Source organism: Terrabacter sp. C0L_2 (genome assembly GCF_036352015.1).
GTDB classification, from domain to species: Bacteria; Actinomycetota; Actinomycetes; order Actinomycetales; family Dermatophilaceae; genus Terrabacter; species Terrabacter tumescens.
Genome location: NZ_CP143557.1, coordinates 1029861 through 1054484 on the forward strand (window position 1 = coordinate 1029861; position 24624 = coordinate 1054484).

23 protein-coding genes and 1 tRNA gene are annotated in these 24624 nt (G+C 73.3%); 13 read left to right on the forward strand and 11 right to left on the reverse strand.

The genetic code is table 11. The annotated features are described in order from the left end of the window. Positions 1 to 3 precede the first annotated feature (3 nt). The gene (locus U5C87_RS04795; protein ID WP_330475489.1) at positions 4 to 594 is read right to left on the reverse strand and encodes an FHA domain-containing protein FhaB/FipA; all 591 of its coding nucleotides are present in this window, start codon (positions 592 to 594) and stop codon (positions 4 to 6) included. Positions 595 to 643: 49 nt separating this feature from the next. Then, positions 644 to 1426 carry an FhaA domain-containing protein gene (locus tag U5C87_RS04800; protein ID WP_030197465.1) on the reverse strand — a complete coding sequence of 261 codons (783 nt, stop codon included), beginning with the start codon at positions 1424 to 1426 and terminating at the stop codon, positions 644 to 646. 232 nt (positions 1427 to 1658) lie between these two features. Here U5C87_RS04800 and U5C87_RS04805 point away from each other — a divergent pair, with 232 nt between their 5' ends. Together U5C87_RS04805 and U5C87_RS04810 are read left to right on the forward strand one after the other, a co-directional pair. Next, a complete protein-coding gene (locus U5C87_RS04805; RefSeq protein ID WP_330475490.1) occupies positions 1659 to 3191 on the forward strand; it encodes a hypothetical protein in 1533 nt (510 codons plus the stop codon). A 39-nt stretch (positions 3192 to 3230) separates the two neighbouring features. Further along, on the forward strand, positions 3231 to 4055 hold the full coding sequence (locus U5C87_RS04810) for an NAD-dependent epimerase/dehydratase family protein (RefSeq protein WP_330475491.1): 825 nt from the start codon (positions 3231 to 3233) through the stop codon (positions 4053 to 4055). A gap of 31 nt (positions 4056 to 4086) precedes the next feature. Here U5C87_RS04810 and U5C87_RS04815 read toward each other — a convergent pair whose 3' ends face one another. Then, positions 4087 to 4572 carry a MarR family winged helix-turn-helix transcriptional regulator gene (locus tag U5C87_RS04815; RefSeq protein ID WP_330475492.1) on the reverse strand — a complete coding sequence of 162 codons (486 nt, stop codon included), beginning with the start codon at positions 4570 to 4572 and terminating at the stop codon, positions 4087 to 4089. Between the two features lie 55 nt (positions 4573 to 4627). Here U5C87_RS04815 and U5C87_RS04820 point away from each other — a divergent pair, with 55 nt between their 5' ends. The 4 genes from U5C87_RS04820 to U5C87_RS04835 all read left to right on the forward strand — a co-directional run bounded on the left by U5C87_RS04820 (position 4628) and on the right by U5C87_RS04835 (position 8575). Beyond that, a complete protein-coding gene (locus tag U5C87_RS04820) occupies positions 4628 to 6340 on the forward strand; it encodes a DHA2 family efflux MFS transporter permease subunit (protein WP_330475493.1) in 1713 nt (570 codons plus the stop codon). A 95-nt stretch (positions 6341 to 6435) separates the two neighbouring features. Next, a tRNA-Leu gene (locus U5C87_RS04825) sits at positions 6436 to 6518 on the forward strand. Positions 6519 to 6863: 345 nt separating this feature from the next. After that, on the forward strand, positions 6864 to 7865 hold the full coding sequence (locus U5C87_RS04830; RefSeq protein ID WP_330475494.1) for a serine/threonine-protein kinase: 1002 nt from the start codon (positions 6864 to 6866) through the stop codon (positions 7863 to 7865). A gap of 59 nt (positions 7866 to 7924) precedes the next feature. Beyond that, a complete protein-coding gene (locus tag U5C87_RS04835; protein ID WP_330475495.1) occupies positions 7925 to 8575 on the forward strand; it encodes an LON peptidase substrate-binding domain-containing protein in 651 nt (216 codons plus the stop codon). Between the two features lie 237 nt (positions 8576 to 8812). On the opposite strand, the gene U5C87_RS04840 is transcribed toward U5C87_RS04835, so the two are convergent. Next, positions 8813 to 9520: a M50 family metallopeptidase gene (locus tag U5C87_RS04840; protein WP_330475496.1), complete on the reverse strand. Its 708-nt coding sequence runs from the start codon at positions 9518 to 9520 to the stop codon at positions 8813 to 8815. 124 nt (positions 9521 to 9644) lie between these two features. Here U5C87_RS04840 and U5C87_RS04845 point away from each other — a divergent pair, with 124 nt between their 5' ends. Further along, positions 9645 to 10490, forward strand: a complete 846-nt coding sequence (locus U5C87_RS04845; protein WP_330475497.1) for a matrixin family metalloprotease — start codon at positions 9645 to 9647, stop codon at positions 10488 to 10490. A gap of 54 nt (positions 10491 to 10544) precedes the next feature. On the opposite strand, the gene U5C87_RS04850 is transcribed toward U5C87_RS04845, so the two are convergent. Beyond that, positions 10545 to 11489, reverse strand: a complete 945-nt coding sequence (locus U5C87_RS04850) for a 2-dehydropantoate 2-reductase (protein WP_330475498.1) — start codon at positions 11487 to 11489, stop codon at positions 10545 to 10547. 120 nt (positions 11490 to 11609) lie between these two features. Here U5C87_RS04850 and U5C87_RS04855 point away from each other — a divergent pair, with 120 nt between their 5' ends. Genes U5C87_RS04855 through U5C87_RS04865 form a run of 3 tightly spaced genes read left to right on the forward strand, consistent with a single transcriptional unit; the run spans position 11610 to position 15672 of the window. Continuing rightward, positions 11610 to 14237 (forward strand): molybdopterin-dependent oxidoreductase, encoded by a 2628-nt coding sequence (locus U5C87_RS04855; protein WP_330475499.1) that lies wholly within the window; start codon positions 11610 to 11612, stop codon positions 14235 to 14237. Further along, entirely contained in the window at positions 14234 to 15181 is a 948-nt protein-coding gene (locus tag U5C87_RS04860) for an FAD binding domain-containing protein (RefSeq protein ID WP_330475500.1), read from the forward strand. The genes U5C87_RS04855 and U5C87_RS04860 overlap by 4 nt, the downstream gene beginning before the upstream one ends. Next, a complete protein-coding gene (locus U5C87_RS04865) occupies positions 15178 to 15672 on the forward strand; it encodes a metallophosphoesterase family protein (protein WP_330475501.1) in 495 nt (164 codons plus the stop codon). The genes U5C87_RS04860 and U5C87_RS04865 overlap by 4 nt, the downstream gene beginning before the upstream one ends. A 145-nt stretch (positions 15673 to 15817) precedes the next feature. Here U5C87_RS04865 and U5C87_RS04870 read toward each other — a convergent pair whose 3' ends face one another. From U5C87_RS04870 to U5C87_RS04880, 3 genes are all read right to left on the reverse strand, one after another. Continuing rightward, entirely contained in the window at positions 15818 to 16315 is a 498-nt protein-coding gene (locus tag U5C87_RS04870) for a DUF427 domain-containing protein (RefSeq protein ID WP_330475502.1), read from the reverse strand. Continuing rightward, positions 16312 to 17535, reverse strand: coding sequence for a cysteine desulfurase-like protein (locus tag U5C87_RS04875; protein WP_330475503.1), 1224 nt, complete (start codon positions 17533 to 17535; stop codon positions 16312 to 16314). The genes U5C87_RS04870 and U5C87_RS04875 overlap by 4 nt, the downstream gene beginning before the upstream one ends. A gap of 87 nt (positions 17536 to 17622) precedes the next feature. Next, on the reverse strand, positions 17623 to 19071 hold the full coding sequence (locus U5C87_RS04880) for an FAD-binding oxidoreductase (protein WP_330475504.1): 1449 nt from the start codon (positions 19069 to 19071) through the stop codon (positions 17623 to 17625). Positions 19072 to 19248: 177 nt separating this feature from the next. Between U5C87_RS04880 and U5C87_RS04885 the strand changes: the two genes are divergently transcribed. Both U5C87_RS04885 and U5C87_RS04890 read left to right on the forward strand, forming a co-directional pair. Further along, positions 19249 to 19779 (forward strand): mycothiol transferase, encoded by a 531-nt coding sequence (locus U5C87_RS04885; RefSeq protein ID WP_330475505.1) that lies wholly within the window; start codon positions 19249 to 19251, stop codon positions 19777 to 19779. Between the two features lie 92 nt (positions 19780 to 19871). Further along, positions 19872 to 20723, forward strand: coding sequence for a CPBP family intramembrane glutamic endopeptidase (locus U5C87_RS04890; RefSeq protein WP_330475506.1), 852 nt, complete (start codon positions 19872 to 19874; stop codon positions 20721 to 20723). Positions 20724 to 20760: 37 nt separating this feature from the next. Here the strand turns inward: U5C87_RS04890 and U5C87_RS04895 are convergent, their stop codons facing one another. Together U5C87_RS04895 and U5C87_RS04900 are read right to left on the reverse strand one after the other, a co-directional pair. After that, complete coding sequence (locus tag U5C87_RS04895; protein WP_330475507.1) at positions 20761 to 21339, reverse strand: SOUL family heme-binding protein; 579 nt, start codon at positions 21337 to 21339, stop codon at positions 20761 to 20763. A 369-nt stretch (positions 21340 to 21708) separates the two neighbouring features. Further along, complete coding sequence (locus tag U5C87_RS04900; protein WP_330475508.1) at positions 21709 to 23064, reverse strand: S53 family peptidase; 1356 nt, start codon at positions 23062 to 23064, stop codon at positions 21709 to 21711. Between the two features lie 162 nt (positions 23065 to 23226). On the opposite strand from U5C87_RS04900, the gene U5C87_RS04905 reads away from it, so the two are divergent. After that, positions 23227 to 23751: a GNAT family N-acetyltransferase gene (locus U5C87_RS04905; protein WP_330475509.1), complete on the forward strand. Its 525-nt coding sequence runs from the start codon at positions 23227 to 23229 to the stop codon at positions 23749 to 23751. On the opposite strand, the gene U5C87_RS04910 is transcribed toward U5C87_RS04905, so the two are convergent. Then, the gene (locus tag U5C87_RS04910; protein WP_330475510.1) at positions 23709 to 24545 is read right to left on the reverse strand and encodes a hypothetical protein; all 837 of its coding nucleotides are present in this window, start codon (positions 24543 to 24545) and stop codon (positions 23709 to 23711) included. The genes U5C87_RS04905 and U5C87_RS04910 overlap by 43 nt on opposite strands. Positions 24546 to 24624 lie beyond the last annotated feature (79 nt).

Genomic DNA, 24624 nt, shown 5'->3' on the forward strand with positions numbered 1-24624 from the left:
CGGTCAGCCTCGCAGTTCGAGGACGGACTTGCCGATCCTCAGGGTCGTGCCCACCTCGACGGGTCGTGACCCGGTCAGGCGGTCACGGCCGATGAAGGTGCCGTTGGTGGAGCCGAGGTCCTCGACGGCCCAGCCGTCGCGGCCCGACGGGTCCGGATAGATGCGGCAGTGCCGGCCCGAGGCGTAGTCGTCGTCGAGGACGAGCGCGCACTCGGGGTTGCGGCCGATGAGGATGCCGCCGCTGCGCAGCGGCAGCGACGTGCCCGCGAGGGGGCCCTCGGTGACGACGAGCGTCGTCGGGGTGCCCTTGCCCCGGCCGCGACCCTTGCGCCCGACCGGCTGGGGCGCGCCGGCGGCACCGGCCGCACCGGCCGCGCCGGCCGCACCCGCTCCCGCGGCTGCCGGGACAGGCGTGCGCGGTGCGCTGCGCTGGCGGTCCTGCTTCTCGGCCTGCTTGAGCGCCTTGCGCTGTCCGCGACGGCTCACCGCCGTGCCGTAGATGTCGGTGCGGAGCACGCCGACGACGCTGAAGATGAAGATCCACAGCAGCGCCAGCAGACCCAGCCGCAGCAGGGTCAGGGTGAGTTCACTCATGCGTCACCAGTCGTCATCGCCGGAAGGACGTGCACGGGGGTCATCGGGCTCACCGGCGTCCCGCGCGGAACGTGGCCGAGGTGCGGCCGATGGTGAGGCGGTCGCCGTCCTGGAGTCGCTGGCTCGAGACACGGTCGCCGTTGACGAAGGTGCCGTTGGTCGAGTTGAGGTCCCGGATCGAGGTGACGAGGTGCGGACCGTCGGTCGTGACCCGGATCTCGCTGTGCCGCCGCGAGACCCCGGGGTCGTCGATGACGATGTCGGCGGTCTCGTCGCGGCCGAGCGTGGTCAGGCTGCCGAGGAGCGGGTAGCGGTCGCCGCCGATGTCGAGCCACGGGCGGGCCGACGGGTTCGAGCGCGGGGCGGGCCGGTGGACCGGGGCCTCGTCGATGACGGTGCCGGCGTTGGTCTGCGGTCGCGGGGCGGGGCTCGCCTGCTCCCGGGCCGGCTCGCGGCCGGCCTGCTTGGCGGTGGCGGGGCGGACGCGGAAGACGCCGGTCTCGAGCCCCTCACCCTCGACGAGCTGCACCTCGAGCGGGCCGCCGGGCTGGTAGCCCTGCGAGTCGGCGTGCTCCTGCGCCGCGGCGACGAGGTCGTCGGACAGGTCCTCCTCGTAGTCGCCGAGGCGGTCGTAGTCCGTCTGGCTCAGCTCGATCGTGTAGAGGTTGGGCACCATGGCGCGGCCGTGGCCCAGCAGGGCGGCGCGGTCGTCCATGGCCCGGCGGATCGCCGACGCGATCTCGACGGGCTGCACCTCCGACTTGAACGCCTTCGCGAAGGCGCCGTGGACAGCCTTGGCGAGACCGTGCTCGACACGGTTGATGAGTCCCACGCCGTCTCCTCCTCCGTGTTGAGCGCTCGTGCTGGGCGCTTCATCGTAACCGGGTCACCCCCTACAGCCCCCAACCGACAGTCTGTGGAGGCCCGGGCAAAACGCCCGTTCGGGCCCGCAGGGTGGTGGTCGGCGGGTTTGATGTGTGGCGCAGTCGTGGGACGATCACACGGATCCCGTGGCGGGGTCGCGCACCAGGTTCCCGCCGCGTCAGGCCAGCAAGGAGTGCTCGATGAGCAAGGACGAGACCGGTAGCACCGAGAGCCAGGGCATCCCCGGCTTCTCGGCGAACAACACCATCCCGGGTGGCTTCGCTCTCCCCATCCCCGTAGCGGGTGCCGGCGCCACCGAGCCCGAGGCGGCCCCGGCCGACCCGTGGAGCTCGACCTGGGACGACACCTCCTGGCAGCCCGGCGAGGTCTCCGACGACACCGCCGCCTACGACACCTCCGAGCTGGGCCGCCTGAACGGCTACTCGCAGAACGGCGGCTCGCTCGGCAGCGACGACGCCGAGGGCGCCGGCTCGGCGAGCGCGTCCGGCTCGACCAACTCGTGGACCGACTGGGAGCCCTCCGACCCCGGCACCGCCGACTGGTCGGCGCCTGCCGCCGAGGAGCCCGAGCAGACCTACAGCGGCTGGACGCCCGCCGGCTCCGCCTCCGACGCCTACGACTCGGGTGCCGCGTCGACCTCCGCGCCCTCCGTGACGACCGACCACACCGCGGCACAGCGGGCGTATGCCGCCCGGCCGGCCGTCGACCCCGACGTGGCCGCCGTGGCCGCCGAGCGCGGCTACGACCCGGCGGAGTACGACCTGACTCCCGCCGCGCGCGCCGGCAACTCCGACCGCCCCAGCGCCGAGGACCTCATCACGGCCCGGTCCAAGGGTGAGCGCCAGAAGACCAAGGCCAACTCGGGCCTGCGCAAGGCCTTCGGCATGGGGCCGAGCGTCAAGGAGATGCTCGAGCGCGACCGCATCGACCGGATCGCCCGTCCCCTCGGCGGCCGCAAGACGATCATGGTCATCAACACCAAGGGTGGTGGCGGCAAGACGCTCGTCACGCTGATGCTGGCCAGCTACCTCGGCCGCTACCGGTCCGGCTCGGTCCTCGCGTGGGACAACAACGAGACCGAGGGCACGCTCGGCATGCGCGCGCCGTCGCAGAGCCACCACCGCACGGTCGTCGACCTGCTCGGCGCCCTGCCGACGATCGCCGAGGACCCCAACGCCGGCACGTCCGAGCTCGAGCACTGGGTGCGCGAGCAGCGGGGCCTGTCCTTCGACGTGCTGGCCTCGGCCGACGACGACGAGGCGATGCGCATCATCGGCGAGCAGGAGTTCGAGGACCTCCACACGCAGCTCTCGCGCTTCTACCGGATGATCGTCGTCGACACCGGCAACAACCGCCTGTCACCCAACTGGCTCGCGGCCGCCGCCCGCGCCGACATGCTCGTCTTCGCGACCTCGCTCAAGGACGACACGTCGGTCGTCGCCGCCAAGAACCTCGACGCCCTCGTCGCCATGGGCCGGGGCGACCTCGTGCGCAACGCCGTCTGCGTCATCTCGCACACGTCGGCCAAGGGCAACGACGTCGGCGCCGGCGTGCACACCCGCGAGCACTTCGAGCAGTGGGTGCGCGCGGTCGTCGACATCCCCTACGACACGATGCTCGCGCCAGGCCTGCACCTCGACCCGCTGAAGATCAGCCGCAAGACGCACGAGGCGTGCATGGAGATGGCCGCCGTCGTCGTCGACGGCCTCTGAGCCGGCGGGCGCGGGTGGCTCGTCGGGCCGGTCGCTGACGTGGCGCTGCTCGCGCTGACCGGCGCGTCCGGTCGCATCGCGACGGCGCTGCGTCCGCGCCTGTGCGCGGCCGGGCACCGGCTCGTCCTGCTCGAGGCGCCCGGAGTGCCGGTGCACGACGTCGACCCCGCGACCGAGCGCGCGGTCGAGTCGGACCTGCGCGACGTCGACACCCAGGCGGAGGCCTTCGCCGGCGCCGACCTCGTCGTGCACCTCGGCGCGCACTCCGACGAACGGGCGTGGGCCGACATCCTCGCCGTCAACATCGACGGCACCCACGCCGTGTGCGAGGCGGCGCGGCTGGCCGGCGTCCCTCGGCTGCTGCTCGCCAGCTCGGTGCACGCTGCGGGGTTCGTGCCGGTGGATGCGCCGCTCGTCCGCGAGGGGATGCCGCTGCCGGCGCCCGACACGTACTACGGCGTCAGCAAGGCGGCGCTCGAGGCGCTCGGGGGGTTGTATGCCGGCCGCTTCGGGATGACGGTCGTCAGCGCCCGCATCATGACCTTCGACGACGCTCCCGGCGGGCCGCGCTCGCTGCAGTCGTGGCTGTCGCCCGACGACATGACGCGGCTCGTGCTCGCGACGCTGACGACCGATGCGGTCGGCCACCACGTCGTGTGGGGCGTGTCGCGCAACACGAGGCGCAGGGTGGACCTGGCCCCCGGTCTGGCGATCGGCTTCGACCCCCAGGACGACGCCGAGGTCCACGCGTCGGAGGTGGAGCGTCGTGACCCCAGCCGTCCGCCCGGGGTGCTCGGGGGCGCGTTCGCCGACGCGGCATACCTCCTCGGCGTGCCGCACGGCGGCACCCGGCCCGCCTCCTGACCCGACCTGAGGGCCTGCTGAGCGACGGGCGTCAGCCCTCGTCGACGGCGAACCGGTGGTAGGCCTCGGTCGCGGCCTGCAGGTAGCGGTGGATCGCCTCGCGCTCGGCGTCGGTGAAGTCGTCGGTCAGGGCGTCGAGCCGGTCGAGCAGGCTGCGCAGCTGGCCGCGGACCTCGGTGGCGGCAGACTCGGTGGGCACGAGCCGCACCCGGCGACGGTCGGCGGTGTCGCGCTCGCGCAGCAGGTGCCCGGCGGCCTCGAGCCGGTCGACGACATCGGTCATCGCGGCCGGGGTGATGCCGAGGCGCGTGCTCAGCTCGCGCGGGCCGAGGTGGCCGTCGGAGGCGGCGACGTGGCTCATCGCCGACAGGTCGGTCGGGTGCATCCGCATGCGCCTGGCCAGTGCGCCGGACGCCTCGGCCGAGGCTGCCCCGAGGGCCCGCAGCGCCCACGTCTCGGGCTCGTGGGCTCGGGGCGGGGTGCGGGGTGGGGTGCTGTCCGGGGGCGGGATTGCCATGGAGCGATGGTACTGCTTCCATATGTTTAGGAGATCTAAACACTTTGGAGGGACCATGAGTCAAGCAGCGGCTCAGGAGGCCGGCCAGGCCCGCGGCGGCGACCGGCGGCGCTGGTTCGGCCTCGTCGCGATCAGCGTCGCGGTGGCGCTGATCATCGTCGACTCGACGATCGTCAACGTCGCGGTGCCCTACATCGTCGACGACCTGGGGCTCAGCTCCTCGCAGGTCCAGTGGGTGCAGGAGTCCTACACGCTCGTCTTCGCGGCGACGCTGCTCATCTGGGGCACGGTCGCCGACCGCATCGGGCGGCGACGGATGCTCCTCATCGGTGTCGTCGTCTTCGTCGCAGCGTCGGTGCTCGCGGCCGTCGTGGGCTCGGGCGAGGCGCTCATCGGGGCCCGGATCATCCAGGGCTTCGGCGGCGCGATGATCCTGCCGACCACGCTCTCGCTCATCAACGCCGGCTTCACCGGGCGCGAGCGCGGCATCGCCTTCGCCGTCTGGGGCTCGACGATCGGCGGCATGGTCGCCGTCGGCCCGCTCCTCGGCGGCTGGCTCACGACGTCGTTCTCGTGGCGGTGGGCCTTCGGGATCAACCTGCCCATCGGGCTGCTCATCGTCGCGGGCGTCCTGCTCTTCGTCGACGAGTCGCGCTCGCCGCGGGCGGGGCGGATCGACGTCGTCGGCGCGCTGCTGTCGGCCGTCACCTTCGCAACGCTCGCCTTCGGGCTCATCGAGGGCCGCACCTACGGCTGGTGGGCCGTGACCAAGCCGTTCCAGCTCGGCCCGTGGACGTGGTCGAGCGGTCTGTCGCCGGTCGCGGTGGCCTTCGCGGTGACGGTGCTCGCCGGAACGGCCTTCGTCGTGCGGACGCTGCGGCGCACGGCGGCCGGGCTGCCGACGCTCTTCAGCTTCGACCTCTTCGGGATCCGGTCGTTCCGCAACGGCAACATCGCCGCGATGATCGTCAGCCTCGGCGAGTTCGGCATCGTGCTGTCCCTGCCGCTGTGGCTGCAGAACGTCCTCGGCTACACGGCCTTCCAGACCGGACTCGTGCTCCTGGCGCTCGCCATCGGCTCGTTCACGGCGAGCGGCCTCGTCACGGTGCTCAGCGCGCGCCTCACCGCGGCCGCCATCGTGCGGATCGGCATCGTCGCCGAGATCGTCGGCGTCGCCGGGCTCGGGCTGGTCATCGGTCCCTCGACGTCGTGGCTCGCGGTCACGCCGTGCCTCTTCGTCTACGGCTTCGGCGTCGGGCTCGCGACCGCGCAGCTGACCGGCGTCGTGCTCGTCGACGTGCCGGTCGAGCGCAGCGGCGAGGGCTCCGGTCTGCAGTCGACGGCCCGCCAGGTCGGCTCGGCGCTCGGCATCGCGATCCTCGGCACCGTCCTGTTCACGACCGCCGGCGCCCGCCTCGACTCGGGCCTGACCGACCTCGGGGTGCCCGAGGCCGCCCGGACCGGCATCGTCAACGCCGTCGTCGAGAGCGCGGGCGGGGCGATCCCCGCCCTGGCCAAGGACCCACGCACCGCGGCCGCCGCGCCCGTCGCCGAGCAGGCCTTCTCCGACGCGACGAGGTTCGCTGCGTTCACCGCCGCCGGCTTCCTCGTGCTCGGGCTGCTCGCCACTCTGTCGCTCGGCGACCCGCAGAGGACTGCGCGAGGCCGCCACCGGGAGGGGTATGCCGGGGGCTCGGGCTCCTCGGCCGAGCGACCTCAGGTGGTGGCGCGCGAGGTCCCCGACGCGGACGCACCGGTGGTCACGTAGCGCGCCACACGGCATACGCGATCGTCCTCGACAGGCTCCGGGCGTGCCCGGTTTGGCGATAGTGGGCCTGATACAGCACACTGTCTCCTTGTCACGCGCGAGTGGCGGAACGGCAGACGCGCTGGCTTCAGGTGCCAGTGTCCGAAAGGGCGTGGGGGTTCAAATCCCCCCTCGCGCACGCGATGACGAAGGGCCCCAGTTCTCAGGAACTGGGGCCCTTTCGCATGTCGGTGGGGCCCTTCGTCATCGCGTATGGGACGCGTGGATTTGGGAGGAGCCGGAGCGAAGCGGAGGCGACGGTTCCCCCCCTCGCGCATCCAAGAAGCGACCAAATCACCTGTTCGAGGCGGTACGGACAGGGGTATGTAGGCGGGAGCCGTGCACCCGGGGGGACGGCTCGAATCAGTCCGGGACGGGAAGTTCACCAACCTCCACGTCCTCACGTACCATGACCGCTGACGAAGGCCCCTTGAGATGTCAACTGACGCGCACCTTCAGTCCGAAAGCCGCAGGTGCCCCTGACATGAACCGTCTGGAAGAAGGGTTCGTGCTGGGCGAGCGCTACCGCCTGGACCAGCGCATCGCCTCCGGGGGGATGGCTGACGTCTGGGCCGGCACCGACTCGGTGCTGCAGCGTGAGGTCGCCGTCAAGATCATGCGTCCCGACGCCGACCACGAGCGGCTCTTCGCCCTGCGCTTCCGCGACGAGGCCGTGCACTCCGCGGCCCTCATGCACACCAACATCGCGACGGTCTTCGACTACGGCGAGGACCAGGGCCTCGCCTTCCTCGTCATGGAGCTCGTGTCCGGCGAGCCGCTCTCCGCGGTGCTCAGGGAGCGCGGGCCGCTCCCGGCGACCGAGGTCCGCTCGATCATGGGTCAGGCGGCGCTCGCCCTCGGCGTGGCGCACGAGGCCCGGGTCGTGCACCGCGACATCAAGCCGGCCAACATCATGGTCCGCGACGACGGCCTCGTGAAGCTCACCGACTTCGGCATCGCCCGCGCCCTCGACGCCTCGGGCCACACACAGCACGGCGAGATGCTCGGCACCCCCAACTACATCAGCCCGGAGCAGGCCCTCGGGCACGCGGCGACCGGCGCGAGCGACCTCTACGCCCTCGGTGTGGTGGCGCACGAGATGCTCGTCGGACAGCGCCCTTTCGATCGCGGCACCCCCATCGCGACGGCGCTCAGCCACGTCAACGAGCCGCCCCCGCCGCTGCCCGACGACATCCCCGAGGACCTGCGCGACCTCATCGCGGAGTGCCTCGAGAAGGACCCCGAGAAGCGGCCCGTCAACGCGGCCGCGGTCGCGGTCCGGCTCGGCCTCGGCGACCAGGAGCTGCGCGGCCTGGCGCTCGGGCTGGCGACCGCCATCAACGGCTCGCCGGCCGAGATGCTCGACGAGGTCGAGGAGCTGCACGGCGAGGTCCGCGAGGGCTCGACCACCGGCTCGCGTCCCGCGGTCGTCGACCCGGAGGACCTGCCCGCCACGCAGGCGATGTCGTCCGGAGTCTCGGACTGAGGTCCCCAGGGTTCGACAGCGCCACTGGCGCCGTCGCGGTTGCGACCTAGGCTGGTCGTATGGCGATCCTGCCGCTGTTCCCGCTCGGCACCGTGCTCATGCCCGGTGGGCGGCTGCCGTTGCAGATCTTCGAGCCGCGCTACATCCAGCTGCTGAGGGACCTGCTCGACGGCCAGGACGAGCGCTCGCCGGTGTTCGGCGTCGTCGCCATCCGTGAGGGTTTCGAGGTCGGCGAGGACGGCGTGCGCGCCCTCCATCCGGTCGGCTGCGGCGCGCTGCTGACCCAGGCCGCCGCCCTCGAGGGCGAGCGCTTCCTCGTCGTCTCCGAGGGCACCGACCGCTTCCACCTCGACGCCATCGACGAGTCGGCCGAGACGCCCTACACGACCGCTCGCGTCACCTGGCTGACCGAGCCCGACGGCGACCCGGCGACCGTCCTCGACCTCGCTGCCCGGTTGCGCGCCGAGCTGACCGCGTTCGCCGACGCCACCGGCCAGGAGCCCGAGTTCCCTGCCGACGACCGCTCGCTGGCGTATGCCGTGCCGGACACCGTGAGCCTGGACGTGACCGATCGCCAGCGCCTCCTCTCGAGCAGCGACACGGAGTCGCGGCTGCGCCTGGGCCTGCAGCTCGTCCGGCGCGAGCGGGAGTTCGCCGCCGCGCTCGGTGCCGTGGCGCGCGCCCCGCTCCCGCCGTTCAGCCTCAACTGAGCCTGCCGGCCGACGCCGACCTCCGACCCACCGGGCGCGGCGGGCGCGGCGGACGTGGCGGACGTGGCGGGACGCAGGGCGCGACCCGGCGACCCGCCTGTCGCTCACCTGCGGGTCGCCGGGTCTGCCACGGTCGGACGCAGACCGGCCGAGGCACCCCTCGAGGGTGTGCGGGTGGCTCCCCCACGGCTCACCCGATCGCCGCTTACCCCGCGGCGGGAGTTCGAACACGTGGGGTCAGCGCAGGGTGGCGACGACCTCGGCGCCGACCACCCAGGTCGCCAGGGCGCACACGACGACGAAGGAGAGGTTCCACAGCCCGCGCGGCACGCGGGTGAGCGACGCGAGGACCCCGGGGTCGCTGCCGCGGCTGCGGTCGCGGAGCACCGCCGACAGGTGGCGCCAGGCTCCGACGAGCAGCACGACCCCGAAGCCGACGAGCACCTGCGTCTGCAGCGCGTCGTCGCGCCACCACCACAGGGCGGCCGAGGCGGCGATCGACACGACCATGACGACGACCGTCAACGCCGATCGCACCCGGACGAGGGCGAAGAGCAGGACCGCGAGCCCGGCCGTGATGACGGGGGCAGCCCAGCCGCGTCCGGCGGCCCACACCACGGCGGCGCCGAGCAGTGCTGGCATCGGGTAGCCCGCCCACGTCGAGGCGACGCGCCCTGGCCCACGCACGGGGCCCCGGGTCACGGCGTGGCCCGACATGTCGCCGCGCAGGACGAAGCCGGTGAACTGCCGACCGACGAGGACGCCCACGACGGCGTGCCCGAGCTCGTGCACGAGGGTCACGGCGAGGCGCACGACCCGCCACAGCGGCTCGACGGCGACGAGCACCAGGGCGACGCCCAGGACGATGAGCAGGCGAGGCGCCGTCAGCGCGACGTCGCCGGTCGCCGGGACCACCCGGTCGCGTACCGCCTCGAACCAGTCCACGGACGCTGAACCTAGCCGACGACCTTGTGGGCGACGCAGGCGCGCTGGGTACGTCACGGGTCGGTCCCGCACGGGCGACGGACTCGATGCGACAGGACGGGCGGTTCACGGCACGATGCAGGACATGCGTCAGGGGTCCCTCGTTCGCGTACCCGGCCGGCACCGGGCCACCCGTGCGCCTCTCTCGTGGGCGGGTCTGCCGCTGGGGCGGGCCGTCGCGGTCCTCGCCGTCGTCGTCGTGGCGGTCTCGGTCTGGCTGTGGCAGGTGCGGCCCTTCGACTCGCGGCACGGTCTCGGGGTCGACGCGCCCCCGGCCGGCATCGGCGCGGCCCGTGCGCCGCTCGGGGCTCCCCCGTCGATGCCGGGTGGCCACGGGGGCTACACGTTCATGCGGATGCAGGGCGACGGCGCCGACCCGGTGGCCTACGACCCGTGCCGCCCGATCCACTTCACGACGAGCACGGTCGGCCTGCCGCCCGGGGGCGACGCCCTCGTGCGCGAGGCGGTCGCGACGATGTCGGCGGCCAGCGGCCTGCGGTTCGTCGACGACGGACTCACCGACGAGGCCCCGACGCCGGAGCGCGACCCCTACCAGCCGGACCGCTACGGCGACCGGTGGGCGCCGGTCTACATCTCCTTCGCGACGCCGGAGCAGATCCCGCGGCTCGCGGGCGGCACCGTCGGGCTCGGCGGCAGCACGCCGCGCGCGGCCGGCGACGGCGTGCTCGTCTACGTCACCGGGTCGGTCTGGCTCGACCGCGCCGCGATGGACGACCTGCTCGCGGCGGGGCGTCGTGACTCCGCCCGGGCCGTCGTCGAGCACGAGATCGGCCACGTCCTCGGCCTCAACCACGTCTCCGACGCGACGCAGCTGATGTCCGAGACGGGCGGCACGGGCGCCGGCCCCTCCGACGGTGACCGTCGCGGGCTCGCGATCCTCGGCCGCGGGGTGTGCCGGCCCGACCTCTGACCGACACGTCGACGCGGAGGTCGGCACGCGGCATACGCCATCGGTGTGCGGGGCTCAGCCCAGCAGGGCCCCGGGGTGGCGCGCGGTGAGCACCTCGAGGAGCAGCCGGTGCAACGGCACGTCCACGCGCGACTCGCTCGCGAGGCGCACGACGGCGCCCGTCCACGCGTCGAGCTCGGACGGCCGGCCCTCGAGCAGGTCGCGCTGCAAGGTCGTCGTCCCGTCGGCGGGCTGGTCGTCGACGAACGCCATCGTGCCCGCGACGACGCGATCCGGCAGGCGTATGCCGCGTGCCCGGGCCAGTGCCTCCACCTCGCGCATCGCGTCCTCGAGGAGCGCACGGCTGGACGGCTTGGACCGCAGCTCGCCGATCGTGGCGTCGAGGGCGGCGCCGAGGCTGCCGAACGGCACGACGAACAGCATCTTCGACCACAGCTCGGCCCAGATGTCCTCGGGCACCGGCGACGCGGCGCCGGAGTCGACGATCGCCTGGCGCAGCCGGGTGACCCGCTCGGAGGGGGCGCCCGGCGTGGCCGACCACTCCTCGACCACGAGCGACCCGGGGCCGCCCACGTGGGTGATGCGGCCGGGGGCCTCGATGTGGACGAAGAGCTTGGCGATGCCGGGCAGCACGGCCGCGCGCCCGACGGCGGCAGCGACCTGGTCGGGCGCCTCGACGCCGTTCTGGGTCGTGACGACCGCGGTGCCGGCGCCGACGAGGGCCGGCAGCGCCGCCAGCACCGGGGGGAGCTGCCACGTCTTGACGGCGAGGAGCACGACGTCGACGGGACCCGCCCCGCCGATCGAGGCGATGTCGTCGGTGGCCTGCGCCGGCTGCACCGTGAAGTCGCCGGCGACGCTCGTGACGACGAGGCCGTGGGCGCGGATCGCCTCGAGGTGCGCGCCCCGGGCCAGGAACGTGACGTCGTGCCCCGCTGCCGCGAGCCTCCCGCCGAAGTAGCCGCCGATCCCGCCCGTGCCGAGCACCGCGATGCGCATGACCGTCTCCTCGTGTCGAGTCGTCGAGCCCTCGACACCATCATCGCGCCGGAGGCGGTCGCGGAGGTAGCGTCGTGAGCACCGTCTCGTCGAGACGCAGACGCAACCGCAGGAGTCCTCATGGAGCTCACCACCACGGTCAACGACGAGACGCGGGTCGTCGAGGTCGACGGCACGGAGTCGGCGGTGGACCTCGTGCGTGACGGGCTCGGCCTGACCGGCACGAAGCTCGTCTGCGGCAGCGGGGTCTGCGGCGCCTGCACGATGCTCGTCGACGGCGAGCCGGTGCTCGGCTGCCTGACGCCGGCGACGCGGTTGCGCGACGCGAGCGTCACGACGGTCGAGGGCATCGCGCGTCGAGGTGACGATGATGGTGGCGGGCACGACCTGCACCCGGTGCAGCGCGCGTTCGCCCACCACGACGGCCTCCAGTGCGGCTACTGCACGCCGGGCTTCGTCGTCGACGCCGTCGCCTTCTACGACCGGTGGCGCGCCGAGCACGGCACCGACGAGCCCGACCGGCAGACCGTGGCCGAGGCGCTCGCAGGGCACCTGTGCCGGTGCGGCGCCTACGAGGGGATCTACCGGGCGGTGGCTGCCGCGTGCCGTGGCGAGCACGACGCTGCCGGGGGCGGCGACGAGCGGGTCGGGCGCGTCGAGCGTGTGGAGTCGCCGGCCAAGGTCACGGGCGCCGCGGTCTACACGACCGACGTCGTGCGGCCGGGGATGCTCCACGCCGCGATCCGCCGTTCGGACCACGCTGCGGGGGTCGTCGGTCCGATCACCTTCCCGGACGGCGTGCTCGGCATCGACGTGCTGGGCGAGGACCGCCGGGTCCGGTGGGCCGGGCAGCCGATCGCCGTCGTGGCCGCCGAGACGCAGGCCGAGGCGCGACGTCTCGCGCGTGAGCTGGCGGTGCCGTTCAGGCGGGAGCCGTTCGTCATCGACCCCGACGAGGCCGTGCGTCCCGGGGCGCCGCTCGTCTACGCCACCAAGGCCGACCGCAAGGAGGCGCCGACGGCGAGCGAGGGCGCGCCCATGCCGGCGCCGTGGGACGGCAACGTCCACGGCCCGTCGCGCGCCCCGTTCCTCGGGACCCTCGCCAAGCGCCGCATCCGGTCGGCGCGCTCCGAGGGACGCAAGGGCCTGGTCGAGCTCGAGTTCCACACGGCGGCGCAGCTGCACACCGCCTTCGAGCCGCACGCGTGCGTCGCCGACTGGAGCGACCCGCAGTACCTCCGGGTGTGGCTCAGCACCCAGGGCGTCGCGGCGATGCGCCTCGAGATCGCCGACCACTTCGACCTCGACCCGACCCACGTCGAGGTCGTGGCCGAGCACGTCGGCGGCGGCTTCGGGGCCAAGCTCGGCCTGACGATGGAGGCCGTCGCCGCCATCACGCTGAGCCGCCTCAGCCGTCGTCCCGTGCGGCTCGTCCTCGACCGGCACGAGGAGCTGACCGGCACGGGCAACCGCCCCGGCAGCCGCTCCCGGGTGTCCCTGCTCGTCGACGACGACACCCAGGCCGTGCGGGCGCTCACCGTCGACACCGACAGCCACGCCGGCATCGCCGTCGGCAACAGCGTCGCGGCGCTCGCGATGTTCCTCTACGACCGCACGCCGCGGCTGGCCCGTGACGTCGACGTCGTCACGAACGCCCCGCCCGGTGCGCCGTTCCGCGGCCCCGGCGGCCCGACGATCGCGTGGGCGCTCGAGCAGACCGTCGACGAGACCGCCCACCGCTTCGGCCGCGACCCCATCGAGCTGCGCGCGCAGTGGGACGGCAACCCCAAGCGGCAGGCGCTCTACCGCTGGGCCTCGGCGCTCCCGACGTGGCAGGGCCGCCCGGCGACGGGCAGCCGGACCGGCCGCTACCGTCGCGGCGTCGGTGTCGCGGCGGGCAACTGGATGTACTTCGTCGACCCCGACTGCGAGGTCGTCGTCCGCGTCGAGGCAGGGCGTCTCGTCGTGTCGACCGCCGTGCAGGACATGGGGACCGGAAGCCGCACCGTCCTTGCCCGGGCCGTCGCCGGAGTGTTCGACGTCGAGCCGACCGCGGTGGACGTGCGGCTCGGGCTCGCGAACAGCGGCGCGACCCACGGCCCCGCCTCCGGTGGCAGCCGCACGACGGTCTCGCTGTGGTCGACGGCCGTCGAGGCCGCGACGAGCCTGCGCGCCCGCATCGGCACCGACCTCGCCGGCGCCCCCGACGGGGTGTCGGCCACGGCCAAGCGCGGCGGCGACCGCGGCATGCGCGCCATCCCCGTGACGATGGGCGGCATCCAGGTCGGCCGCGGCTTCTCGGCCGCCGTGCACGTCAGCGAGGTCGAGGTCGACACCCGCACCGGGAAGACGCGCGTGCTGCGCGTCCACGGCGGCATCGCCGTCGGCCGCATCCACGCGCCCGTCCTCGCCCGCAGCCAGTGCGAGGGCTCGGTCATCCAGGGCGTCGGGCTCGCGCTCTACGAGAACCAGGTGCTCGACCCGCACACCGGCCTGACCCTGACGGCCAACCTCGAGGACTACCGCATCCCGCAGCTCGGCGACACCCCGGAGATCGACATCCACTTCCACGAGGACGGCTGGGACCGCGTGCCCGGTGGAGGCGTCGGCCTCGGCGAGGTCGCGACGATCAGCCCCGCGGCATCGGTCGGCAACGCCATCTTCAACGCCACCGGGTGGAGGCCGCTGACCCTCCCCGTGCGACCCGACCGGCTGCTCGAGGGGCTGCGGGCAGGGGGTGCGCGATGAGCGTCACGATCCTCACGGCATACGACCAGCGGCCTGAGGGGCCCGACGGCACCGGCGAGCTCGCCTACCGCGCCGGCGGCACCGACCTCCAGGAACGGCTGCGGACGACCGGGGCCACGCCCCACATCCTCGACCTCACGGGAGTGCCGGGCTTCGCCGCGGTTGAGCGCACCGACGCCGGCACGACCCTCGGTGCCGGCGTGACCGTCGCGACCCTGGCGCGCGACCTCGCCGGTGACTACCCGGCGCTCGCGCTCACCGCGGCCGGACTCGCGACGCCCCAGGTCCGCACCGCGGCGACCATCGGCGGCAACCTGCTCCAGCGCACCCGCTGCTGGTACTTCCGCCACCCGCACACGTCGTGCTTCAAGTCCGGCGGTGACTCCTGCCCGGCGCGCGACGGTCGGCACCTCTACGGCAACGTCTTCGACACGGCGCCGTGCGTGCACCCGCACCCGTCGTCCCTCGCGATGGCCCTGCTGACGTATGCCGCCACCGTCGACACGACGCAGCGTGACGGTCTCGCGGTGGGTGACGTCCTGGGCGACGGCTCCGACCCGACCCGCGACCACCTGCTCGCCGACGACGAGGTGCTGACGCGGGTCGTGCTGCCGCCGCCGGCGGCGGGCGAGCAGGCGGCCTACTTCCGCTCGATCAGCCGCTTCGAGGCGGAGTGGCCGCTGGTCGAGGCGGTCGTCCGGGTGGTCCGTGACGACGCCGGCGCGGTCACGGCGTGCGGGCTCGCGATCGGGGGTGTCGCGCCGGTCCCCCTGCGGCTCGGGGCGGTCGAGACCCTGCTCACCGGGTCGACGCTGGACGACGACACGATTGCGCGGTCCGCCGCGACGGCCGCTCAGGGCGCCACCCCGCTCCCCGAGACGGGCTACAAGGTGGCGCTCGTCGAGGCCACCGTCCGCGAGGTGCTCGAGCGCGTGCGGTCGTGAGGGTCCTCGTCCTGTCGGACACCCACGCGCCGCGGCACTGGAAGTCCTGCCCGCCGGCGCTCCTGCCGCACCTCGACGCGGCCGACGTCATCCTGCACGCCGGCGACGTGTGCACGCCCGACGTCCTCGACCTGCTCAACGGCCATGCGCCCGTTCATGTGGTGATGGGCAACAACGACGTGCCCGAGGTCGCCGCGTGGGGTGCGCCCGAGACGCTCGAGATCGAGCTCGAGGGGGTGCGCATCGGCATGGTCCACGACAGTGGGGCCAAGCAGGGGCGCACCGCCCGGCTGCGGCGGCGCTTCCCGACCGCCGACCTCGTCGTCTTCGGCCACTCGCACATCCCGCTCGATCAGACCGGCGACGGGCTGCGCATCCTCAACCCGGGGTCGCCCACCGACAAGCGGCGTCAGCCGGTCGGCACGGTCGCGCTGCTCGACCTGCGCGACGGCGAGGTCGTCGAGGCGCGCATCGAGCCGGTCCCGCGCTGACCCGCTGAAGCCCACTTCCCGTCGAGTGCCCACTTCTCGACGGACTGGCCTCGTCGAGTGCTCAGTTTCCGCCGCGGAAAATGAGCACTCGACGGGTCTTGGTGTCGGGAAGTGGGCACTCGACGCAGCGGAGGTGGGTGCGTCGTCACCAGCCCCAGGAGCCGGGTCCGCCCTTGAACGGCCCCACGACCCGGTCGGTGATCCACCCGCCGTAGAAGCCGCCGTCCTGCGCGCGCACCCGCTCGCCGTCGACGAAGCAGCCGTCGACGAGCCCGGGCATCACGGCGACGTGACCGGCCAGGACGGCATATGTCGGCACGGGCTCGGGGTAGGTCCACGCGGCGCGGGCCGCGCGCCGGCCGCCGCCGACGAGGTCGTAGTAGGCGGCGCGGCCCTTCCACTCGCACACGGTGCTGCCCTCGACCGGCACGAGCGCGCCGTCGACGAAGGCGTCGAGCGGCAGGTAGTACGTCGGCGGGTGGCTCGTCTCGAGGACCCGCAGCGACGAGCGGGTGCGGGCCACGACCTCCCCGCCGAGGTGGACCTCGACGAGCTCGCCGCTCGGGTCGACGGCGGGCGGCCGGGGGTAGTCCCAGACGGACTCCTGGCCGGGCCCTGCCGGCAGCGGCACCGGGCGGCTCACCGCTCGCCCCCGCAGATCTCTTCGAGGCCGGTCGCCAGGCGGTCGATGTCGTCGGCGTTCGTGTAGGGCGCGAGTCCCATCCGCAGACCGCCGGTAGCGCCCAGCCCGAGGTGGTGGCTGCAGTCCCAGGCGTAGAAGTGGCCGGCCGGCGCGTTGACGCCGCGCTCCGCGAGGGCTGCGCGCAGCTCCTGCGGGTCGCGTCCCTCGACGGTGACGAGCAGGGTCGGGGTCCGGTGCTTCGCGTTGCTGTATGCCGTGAGGCCGGGGATCGCGCGCAGCCGCTGCTCCAGCGTGGCGAGCAGGCCGTCCTCGTGCTCCTCGAGCGCGGCGAAGGAGGCGACGAGGCGCTCGCGGCGTGGGAGCGAGGGGTCGGTCAGGGCGAGGTCGGCGAGGAAGTCGACGGCTGCGGTCGTGCCCGCGAGCAGCTCGTAGGGCAGCGTCCCGAGCTCGTACCGCTCGGGGACGGCGTCGGACGACGGGAGGAGCTTGTCGGGGTGCAGCGACTCGAGCAGCTCGGGTGAGGCCGCGAGCACGCCGAGGTGGGGGCCGAGGAACTTGTAGGGCGAGCACACCCAGAAGTCGGCGCCGCTCTCCGGCACGTCGGTGAGCACGTGGGCGGTCGCGTGCACGCCGTCGACCCACACGAGCGCCCCTGCGGCGTGGGCGATCTCGGCGATGGCCGGGAGGTCGGGGCGCGTGCCGATGAGGTTGCTCGCGGCGGTCACGGCGACGAGCCGGGTGCGGTCCGTGACGACGGCCGCGAACGCCTCGGGAGGCAGCTCGCCGGTCGCCGGGTCGAAGTCGGCCCAGCGCACGGTGGCGCCGACGGCCTCGGCGGCCAGCACCCAGGGTCGGATGTTGGCATCGTGGTCGAGGCGGCTGACGACGACCTCGTCGCCCGGGCCCCAGTCCTTGGACAGGGTGCGGGCCAGGTGGAAGGTCAGCTCGGTCGCGGACCGCCCGAAGACGATGCCGCGCGGGTCCATGGCGAGCAGGTCAGCCATCGCCTCACGGGCCTCGACGACGATGCGGTCGGCGCGACGCTCGGCCGGTGTCACCGTGCCGCGGTTCGAGATGGCCGAGGTCAGGGTCTCGACGACGGCTGTAGCGACGGTGTCGGGCACCTGGGACCCGCCGGGCCCGTCGAAGTGCGCGGCGCCCTCGCGCAGGGCCGGGAAGTGCCACCGGATCCGGTCGACGTCGTAGCCGGGATGTGTCATGCCCTGATTCTCACCCACGCCTCCGGGTCGAGGTGATCCCGGCACCGTCGTCGGTGCCGGGATCACCTCGAGCGAGGGTCCGCCCGGTCAGGCCGTGACCTTGCCGTCCTCGAAGAGGCGCGGCACGCGGTGGTTGGCGAGGAAGCGGTCCTCCGGGTCGTAGGCCGACCGGATCCCCTTGAGCTGCAGCCACGCCGACTCGGTGTAGCCCGTGCGGGCGTCGACCGCGTTCTCGGCGAAGTTGAGGTAGCTGCGGCCCGTCGACCACGGCTCGAGCGCCGCCGTGAACTGGTGCGCGTCGAGCTGCCCCTGCATCGCCAGCTCCGGGGTGGCCGCGATCGCGACGGCGAAGCCTGCGTATGCCGCGTCGATCGTCGCGAGGGCGCCGTGGCCCTCGGGTGCCCGGCCGAGTGCCCCACCGAGCTGGCGCAGCTCGGCCGCGAGCAGCGAGGAGGTCGAGCCGGGCCCGACCTGCTCGAGGATCGTGTCGATGGCCGCGTCGTTCAGCTCCCCGAGCAGGGTCCCGTCGGAGACGGCGGGCGAGGGGCCCTCCGGGTCCATGTGCAGACGGGTCAGGGTGCGTGCGGGCACGCGGTCGAACGTGTCGATCTCGGGCCCGAGGCCCCGCAGCAGGCTGAGGATCCCGCGGGCCTCGGCGTCGCAGCCGAGCACCGCCCCGTCGATGACGACGAGCGACCGGCCGCGCAGCGGCTCGGGGATCATCGGCAGCGGCGGCAGGTTGAGGAAGCGGAACGCCGTCGTGACGGAGTCCGGCGCCTCAGGCGCCCAGTCGGCCCAGCGACGCAGCACGCGCTCGGCCTGGTCGCGGTCCCAGACGAGCATGCCGGCATACGCCGTCTCGATCGGGTAGAGGCGGAACTCGAGGGCCGTGACGACGCCGAAGTTGCCACCGCCACCCCGCAGCGCCCAGAAGAGCTCGACGTTCTGCGTCGCGTCGGCGCGCACGTGCTCGCCGTCGGCGGTCACGAGCTCGACGGCCGTGAGGCTGTTGGAGGCGAGCCCGAGCTTGCGGGCGTACCAGCCGATGCCGCCGCCGAGGCTGTAGCCGGCGATGCCGACGTCGGGCGAGCTGCCGTGCAGCGCCGCGAGACCGTGGTCCGCGGCCGGCTCGGTCGCGTCGATCCACAGCGCGCCGCCCTCGACGCGGGCGATGCGGCGGGTCGCGTCGACGGTGACGCCGCGCATCCGCTCGGTGCGCACGAGCACGACGTCGTCGAGGCCGTGGTCGACGAGCGGACCGGCGTTGTGCCCGGTGCTCTGGGGCGCGACGCGCAGGCCGGCGGCCGCGGCGGCGCGGACGACCTCCTGGACGTGCGCCACGGTGGTGGGCAGGGCGACGGCGGCGGGGCGCTGGTCGAGCGCGACGTTCCACGGCAGGCGTGCCGCGTCGTAGCCGGGGTCGCCGGGGAGGTGGACCGCACCGTCGCAGAGTCCGGCGAGGCTCGTGGCCCGTCGGGCGGTGGGGGTGAGGTTGAGGGTCATGCGCTTCTCCTGGGTCAAGGCACCCTGCGTCATTGCGTGTGTGTGGTGGGCGCGAGGGTTAAGAGCGCTGCGGCGTCGCCCAGATACATGACCCGCGAAACGTCCGTTTCGTCCGGGGACACCTGTGCACGAATCGGATTCGAGCGCCGTGACGTCAGGCAGCCGGGCGCTTCGCCGCCGTGGCCGAGGCCCGAGGTGCATGCTGGGCAGATGGACGACGCGATGACGGACACGGCACGGGACCTGCTCCTCGACGGCTTCGGACGCATCCGGGACGGGGTGCCGGAGGTCGTCGACGGGCTCTCCGTCGACGAGCTGCTGTGGCGACCCGACGCCGACGCGAACCACATCGCGTGGCTCGTCTGGCACCTCGCGCGACAGCAGGACGACCAGGTGGCGCACCTGGCCGGTGAGCAGTCCGCGTGGCTCGACGACGGCTGGGTCGACCGGTTCGGCCTGCCCTACCCGCCCGATGCGCACGGCTGGAGCATGAACTCGAAGGACGTCGGCCGGTTCACCGTCGCCGATCCCGGCCTCTTCGGCGACTACCACGCGGCCGTCCACGACCGCACGGCCGCGCTCGTGCAGGGCCTCGACGCCGAGGGCTACGACCGAGTGGTCGACGCGCACTGGGACCCGCCCGTCACCGTTGCGGTGCGCATCGTGTCGGTGCTCGACGACGCGGCCAAGCACCTCGGCCAGGCGGAGTACGTCAGGGGCCTCGTCGAGCGTCGCCGCTGACTCGTGTGACCCGAGTGACCCGCGTGGTGAACGTGGTCACGTTGCGCCCAGAGCACAGTCCTTCCACAGGTTGACCTGCGAAAATGGAGGGGATGAGCCTCCCTGTCCTGCGCCCTGCTGCCGTCGCCGTCGAGCCAACACCCGGCGGCGTCGCCGTGCCGGCCGCCGGCCCGCACGACACGCTGCACGACCAGCTGCACGACCCGGTGAGACGCCACCGTCTGGCGCTCATCGCCCGCGGTCGACGCGCTCGGCTGGCGGCCACCGTGGCCGTCGTCTTCGCGCTCGTCGGGCTCAACGTCGCCAACCACGTGCTCGGCTGGGACACCATGTGGCTCGGCCCGCTCGGGGCCGTCACCCTCCTCGCCTTCGCGCGCTGGCAGGGCCTGACCTGGCACCAGCTCGGCCTCGCCCGGCACACGCACGCACGCGGCATCCGGTGGGGCCTCGGCGTCATCGCGGTCGTCGGCGCCGTCTACCTCGTGGGCATCCTGCTGCCCTCGACGCGCACCGCCTTCCTCGACGTGCGCTACCACCTGCCGCCGGCCGGCGCCCTGCTCACGGCGTTCGTCATGATCCCCATCGGCACGATCCTGCTCGAGGAGGTCGCCTTCCGCTCCGTGCTGTGGGGCTTCCTGTCCCGGCACGCCCGCATGTGGCAGGTCCTCGTCGGGTCCTCGCTCCTCTTCGGCCTGTGGCACGTCTTCCCGGCCATGGCCTCTGCCACCGGCAACGCCGCCATCGGTTCGGCGGTCGCCGGTCTCGGCCCGTTCGCCAAGGTCGCCGTCGTCGGCGGCACCGTGCTCTTCACGGCCCTCGGTGGCGTCCTCGCCGGCGAGCTGCGCCGCCGCAGCGGCAGCCTCTTCGCCAGCGTCGGCATGCACTGGGCGACCAACGCGCTCGGCGTCCTCTTCGGCGTGCTGGCCTGGCGCCTCGCCGCCTGAGGCATCTCGCCTCGCCTTGCTCTAGCCGGTCCCTCGTCTAGTCGTCGGTGGCCGGGACGCTCGGGTCGACGACGTCCTGGACGACCTCGTTGCGGCGCAGGAACCACGGCATGAAGGGCGGGTCGAAGCGGGCCCACCGCGGCGGGCCCACCGGGGTCAGCCCCGCCTGTCGGATCGCCGCGTCCAGGGCCGTGCGGTGCTCCTCGAACGAGGCCTCGGTCCACCGTCCGCCGTAGCGTCGCGCGGCGCCGAGGGTGGCGGGCCGCTCGCGCAGCCGGACCTCCGGACTCGTCGGCACGGGGGCGTCCGCGAGCGTGATCGACGCGGGCAGGACGAACGCCACGGCATACGACCCCTCGGACGTGCGGGTCTGCTGCACGGGCTCGGTCATCGCCATCGTCGTCGAGTCGCTCTGGATCACGGGCGCGGTCATGGCGACCTTGGTCGCGGAGCGGTTCTGCCCGGTGATGTAGCCGAGGAGGGTGCGGAAGGCCCGGTTGCCGGCGTCCTCGAAGGAGCCGGTCACGACGACCTCGGCCACGACGTGGGGGGCGTAGCGCCGCAGCTCGAACTGCGGATGGCGCCGAACCACCTCGTAGCGCTGCTGCTCGGTCACGTCTTCAATCTACGCGCCGCCCACTTTCCCCGCCGGGGCGGAGTTGTTGGGGTCCGGGTGGCGGGTTGGGGCGCGGTTTGTCTGCCGGGGTGGAGTTGTTGGGGTCCGGGTGGTGGGTTGGGGCGCGGTTTGTCTGCCGGGGTGGAGTTGTTGGGGTCCGGGTGGTGGGTTGGGGCGCGGTTTGTCCGCCGGGGTGGAGTTGTTGGGGTCCGGGTGGTGGGTTGGGGTGCGGTTTGTCCGCCGGGGCGGAGTTGTTGGGGTCCGGGGACCTGTCGGGCGGCCCGCTTGGTCACGACTGGGGACGAGGACGTGGCCACCCAGCGAGGTGCTGGGTGGCCACGTCACGGCATACGCCGTCGGTGATGGGCGTCAGTGGACGAGCTGGCCCACGAGACCTGAGACGTCCGGTGAGCCGAGGCCCGTCGGGTCGTCGTAGCCGGCCTTGGCGTCGAGGCCCGGACCGTCCCAGGCGTTGTTGCCCGAGGTGACGTCGTGGAAGGCGAGCGCGTGCGTGGCGCCGGCCCCGATCGCGTAGAGCGCCGGGTTGAGCGCGCCGAGACGGTGGCCCGCCTGCTGGTCGGCGAGGGCGCCGATCGCGGCCCACTGCGGTGAGCCCGAGCTCGTGCCGCCGTAGAAGTAGAAGCCGTTGTCGTCAAGGTTGGCGTTGAAGCCCTCGTAGACGAAGACCGAGGTGTAGACCGACGCGTTGTAGGACACGTCCGACGTCGTGCGCATCGGGTTGCCGTTGACGGCTGCCTGGTAGGCGGGCGCCGGGAAGATCGTGCTCGGGGCGCCGCCCGTCGCACCGATCGGGCCGAGGGTGCAGCCGAACGGCTCGTGCACGACGCACGAGGCCTGGTCGCCCCAGACCGTCTCCTTCTGGTAGTTGCCGGCGTCGTCCGTGAAGAGGTTCGTGCCGCCGACCGCGGTGACGAGCGGGTCGGACGCCGGGTAGCCGGCCGCGAGGGCCGGGCCGCCGTTCGAGGCGCCGTCGTCGCCGGACGAGGCGAAGAGCGAGATCCCCTTGGCTGCAGCCGCTGCGAAGTTCGCGTGCGACTGCTGGAGCTGCAGGTTGTTGCCCTTGCCCTTGATCGCGGCCTCGTCGGCGCCGTAGCTCATCGACAGGACGTCGCCGAGGTCGTGGTCGACGGCGTACTTCACGGCCACGTTGAGGGCGTTGCCGTAGTTGTTCGGCGCGACGACGAGGTTGATCGTCGCGTCCGGCGCGATGGCGTGCGCCCACTGGACGTCGAGGCTCGTCTCACCGGCCCAGCCGAGCGGCTGGCCCTTGTGGGCCGTGCTCGTCTGCGGTGCGCCTCCGGGGTAGTAGACGTTGAGGTCGGCCTTGGGCAGGCCGAAGGTCTGGCTGAAGACGTCGAGGTCCTGGCGCACCGTCGGGCTGCCGTAGGCGTCGACGATGACGATGCGCTGACCCTTGCCGGTCCAGCCGTCCGGGATGTCGTACGCCTTGCGGATGAGCGCCGGGGTGTAGCAGGCGAGTCCGATGCGGGCGACGCACTGCGACGGCGTCGGCAGGGCGCCCGGGTGGGTGCCGGTCGAGTACTGCTTCGTCAGCGGGTGGACGGTGTAGACGATGTCGCTCTTGTCGGTCCCGGCCGCGGTCGCCGTCGCCGAGCCCGCGACGAAGCTCGTCCCGAGCGCGAGGGCCGTCGCCGTGAGGCCGATCCCTACCGATGTCCGCCTGCGTCTGGAATGTGTACGCATGGTGCCCCTCTCCCTGTTCGCCCCGAGACGACCCACTCGGGCCGTCTCGGAACGTAGGTACGGTTTCTGCGAACCGCCTGAACGTCACCTGCCGATCCCATGGGAGGTGACGCCGGGGGCGAGGCGTCGTGAGACGCCGTGACAGTGCGGGAGACTGCGCGCATGGACGGTTTCACGATCCGCCCGGCGCGGCCGGAGGACCACGAGCGGCTCGGTGAGCTGACAGCAGCCGCCTACCTCGAGGACGGGCTGCTCGACTTCGGCGCCGACGACCCCTACCTCGAGGTGCTGCGGGACGTCGGTCGGAGGGCCGAGCACGCCGAGGTGCTCGTCGCCGCCGATGAGTCCGGCACGGTGCTCGGCGGGGTCGCGTTCGTGCCCGGCCCCGGGCCCTTCGCCGACGTCGCGCGTGACGGCGAGGCCGAGTTCCGCACGCTCGCCGTCGCACCCGACGGTCGCGGTCGGGGCGTCGGCACGGCGCTCGTCCGTGAGTGCATCGACCGCGCCAGGGCTCTCGGGCGCAAGCGCGTCGTGCTCTCGACGCAGCCGATGATGCACGCCGCGCACCGCGTCTACGAGCGGTTCGGCTTCACCCGCGCCCCCGAGCGCGACTGGTCACCGATCGACACCCTCACGCTGCTCGTCTACGAGCTCGAGCTGTCCCCCGACGCGGCTGCCCGCGACTGAGCGTCGGCTGCCGAGCGCCCGATGAGGTCGCGGACGGCGGCGACGATCGTCGGGTCGAGGTCGACGTGCGCCTCGAGCAGGGCGAGCAGGGTGGCCGCCGCGTGCGCGTTGCGCTCGTAGCCCGGCACGAGGTCGGCGAGCGGCAGCAGGTCCGGGGCGAACCGCCGCTCGACCCCGCGGTCGATGACGAAGACGTCCTGCCGCGCGCCGCGGCCGAGCCCCAGGTGGTCGAGCACGGTGACCCAGCGGTCCACGGCATACCCCTGGATGAAGCGCGTCGCCGTGAGGCGCTCGCCGCGCAGGTCGCGGTGCAGCCCGACGTAGAGGTTGGTGATCGCCTCGCCGACCTGGTGCTCGAGCGAGTCCGGTTGCGGCACAGGCGTCTTCGGGACCTCGAGCCCAGCGGGTGCGTCGGCCCGGCTCCAGTGGAGGCGCCCCGGCGGGTAGCCCGCGGTGTCCATCTCCGCGAGCGAGAAGACCGCGTACTCCGCGAAGAGGTCGCCTTCGAGCAGCGCCTTGCGCCCGGCGCCGCTGTTCTCGAACGACCATACGACCGGCTGTGCGGCCTCGAGCCAGTCGATCTCGGCGAGGTAGCGGTCGCGGGCCGCGGCGTCGTCGACGACGACGAAGAAGTCCGCGTCGGAGTGCTCGTCGAGGCGGTGCAGGTCCCGGCCGACGGAGCCGAGGCCGAGCAGCGCGACGGCGTCGCCGCGACGGTCGAGCTCCGCGCCGAGGCGGTCGAGGAAGGCGAGCAGACGCTCGGGGACGCTGGGCTGGGTGGGTGCTGACGGCATACGTCGTCTCCTTGTCGTGGTGGAGTCGACGTTTCAGCCCGCCCGGCGCCATGCCGTCGGGTCGCGACAGAGGCAGGGT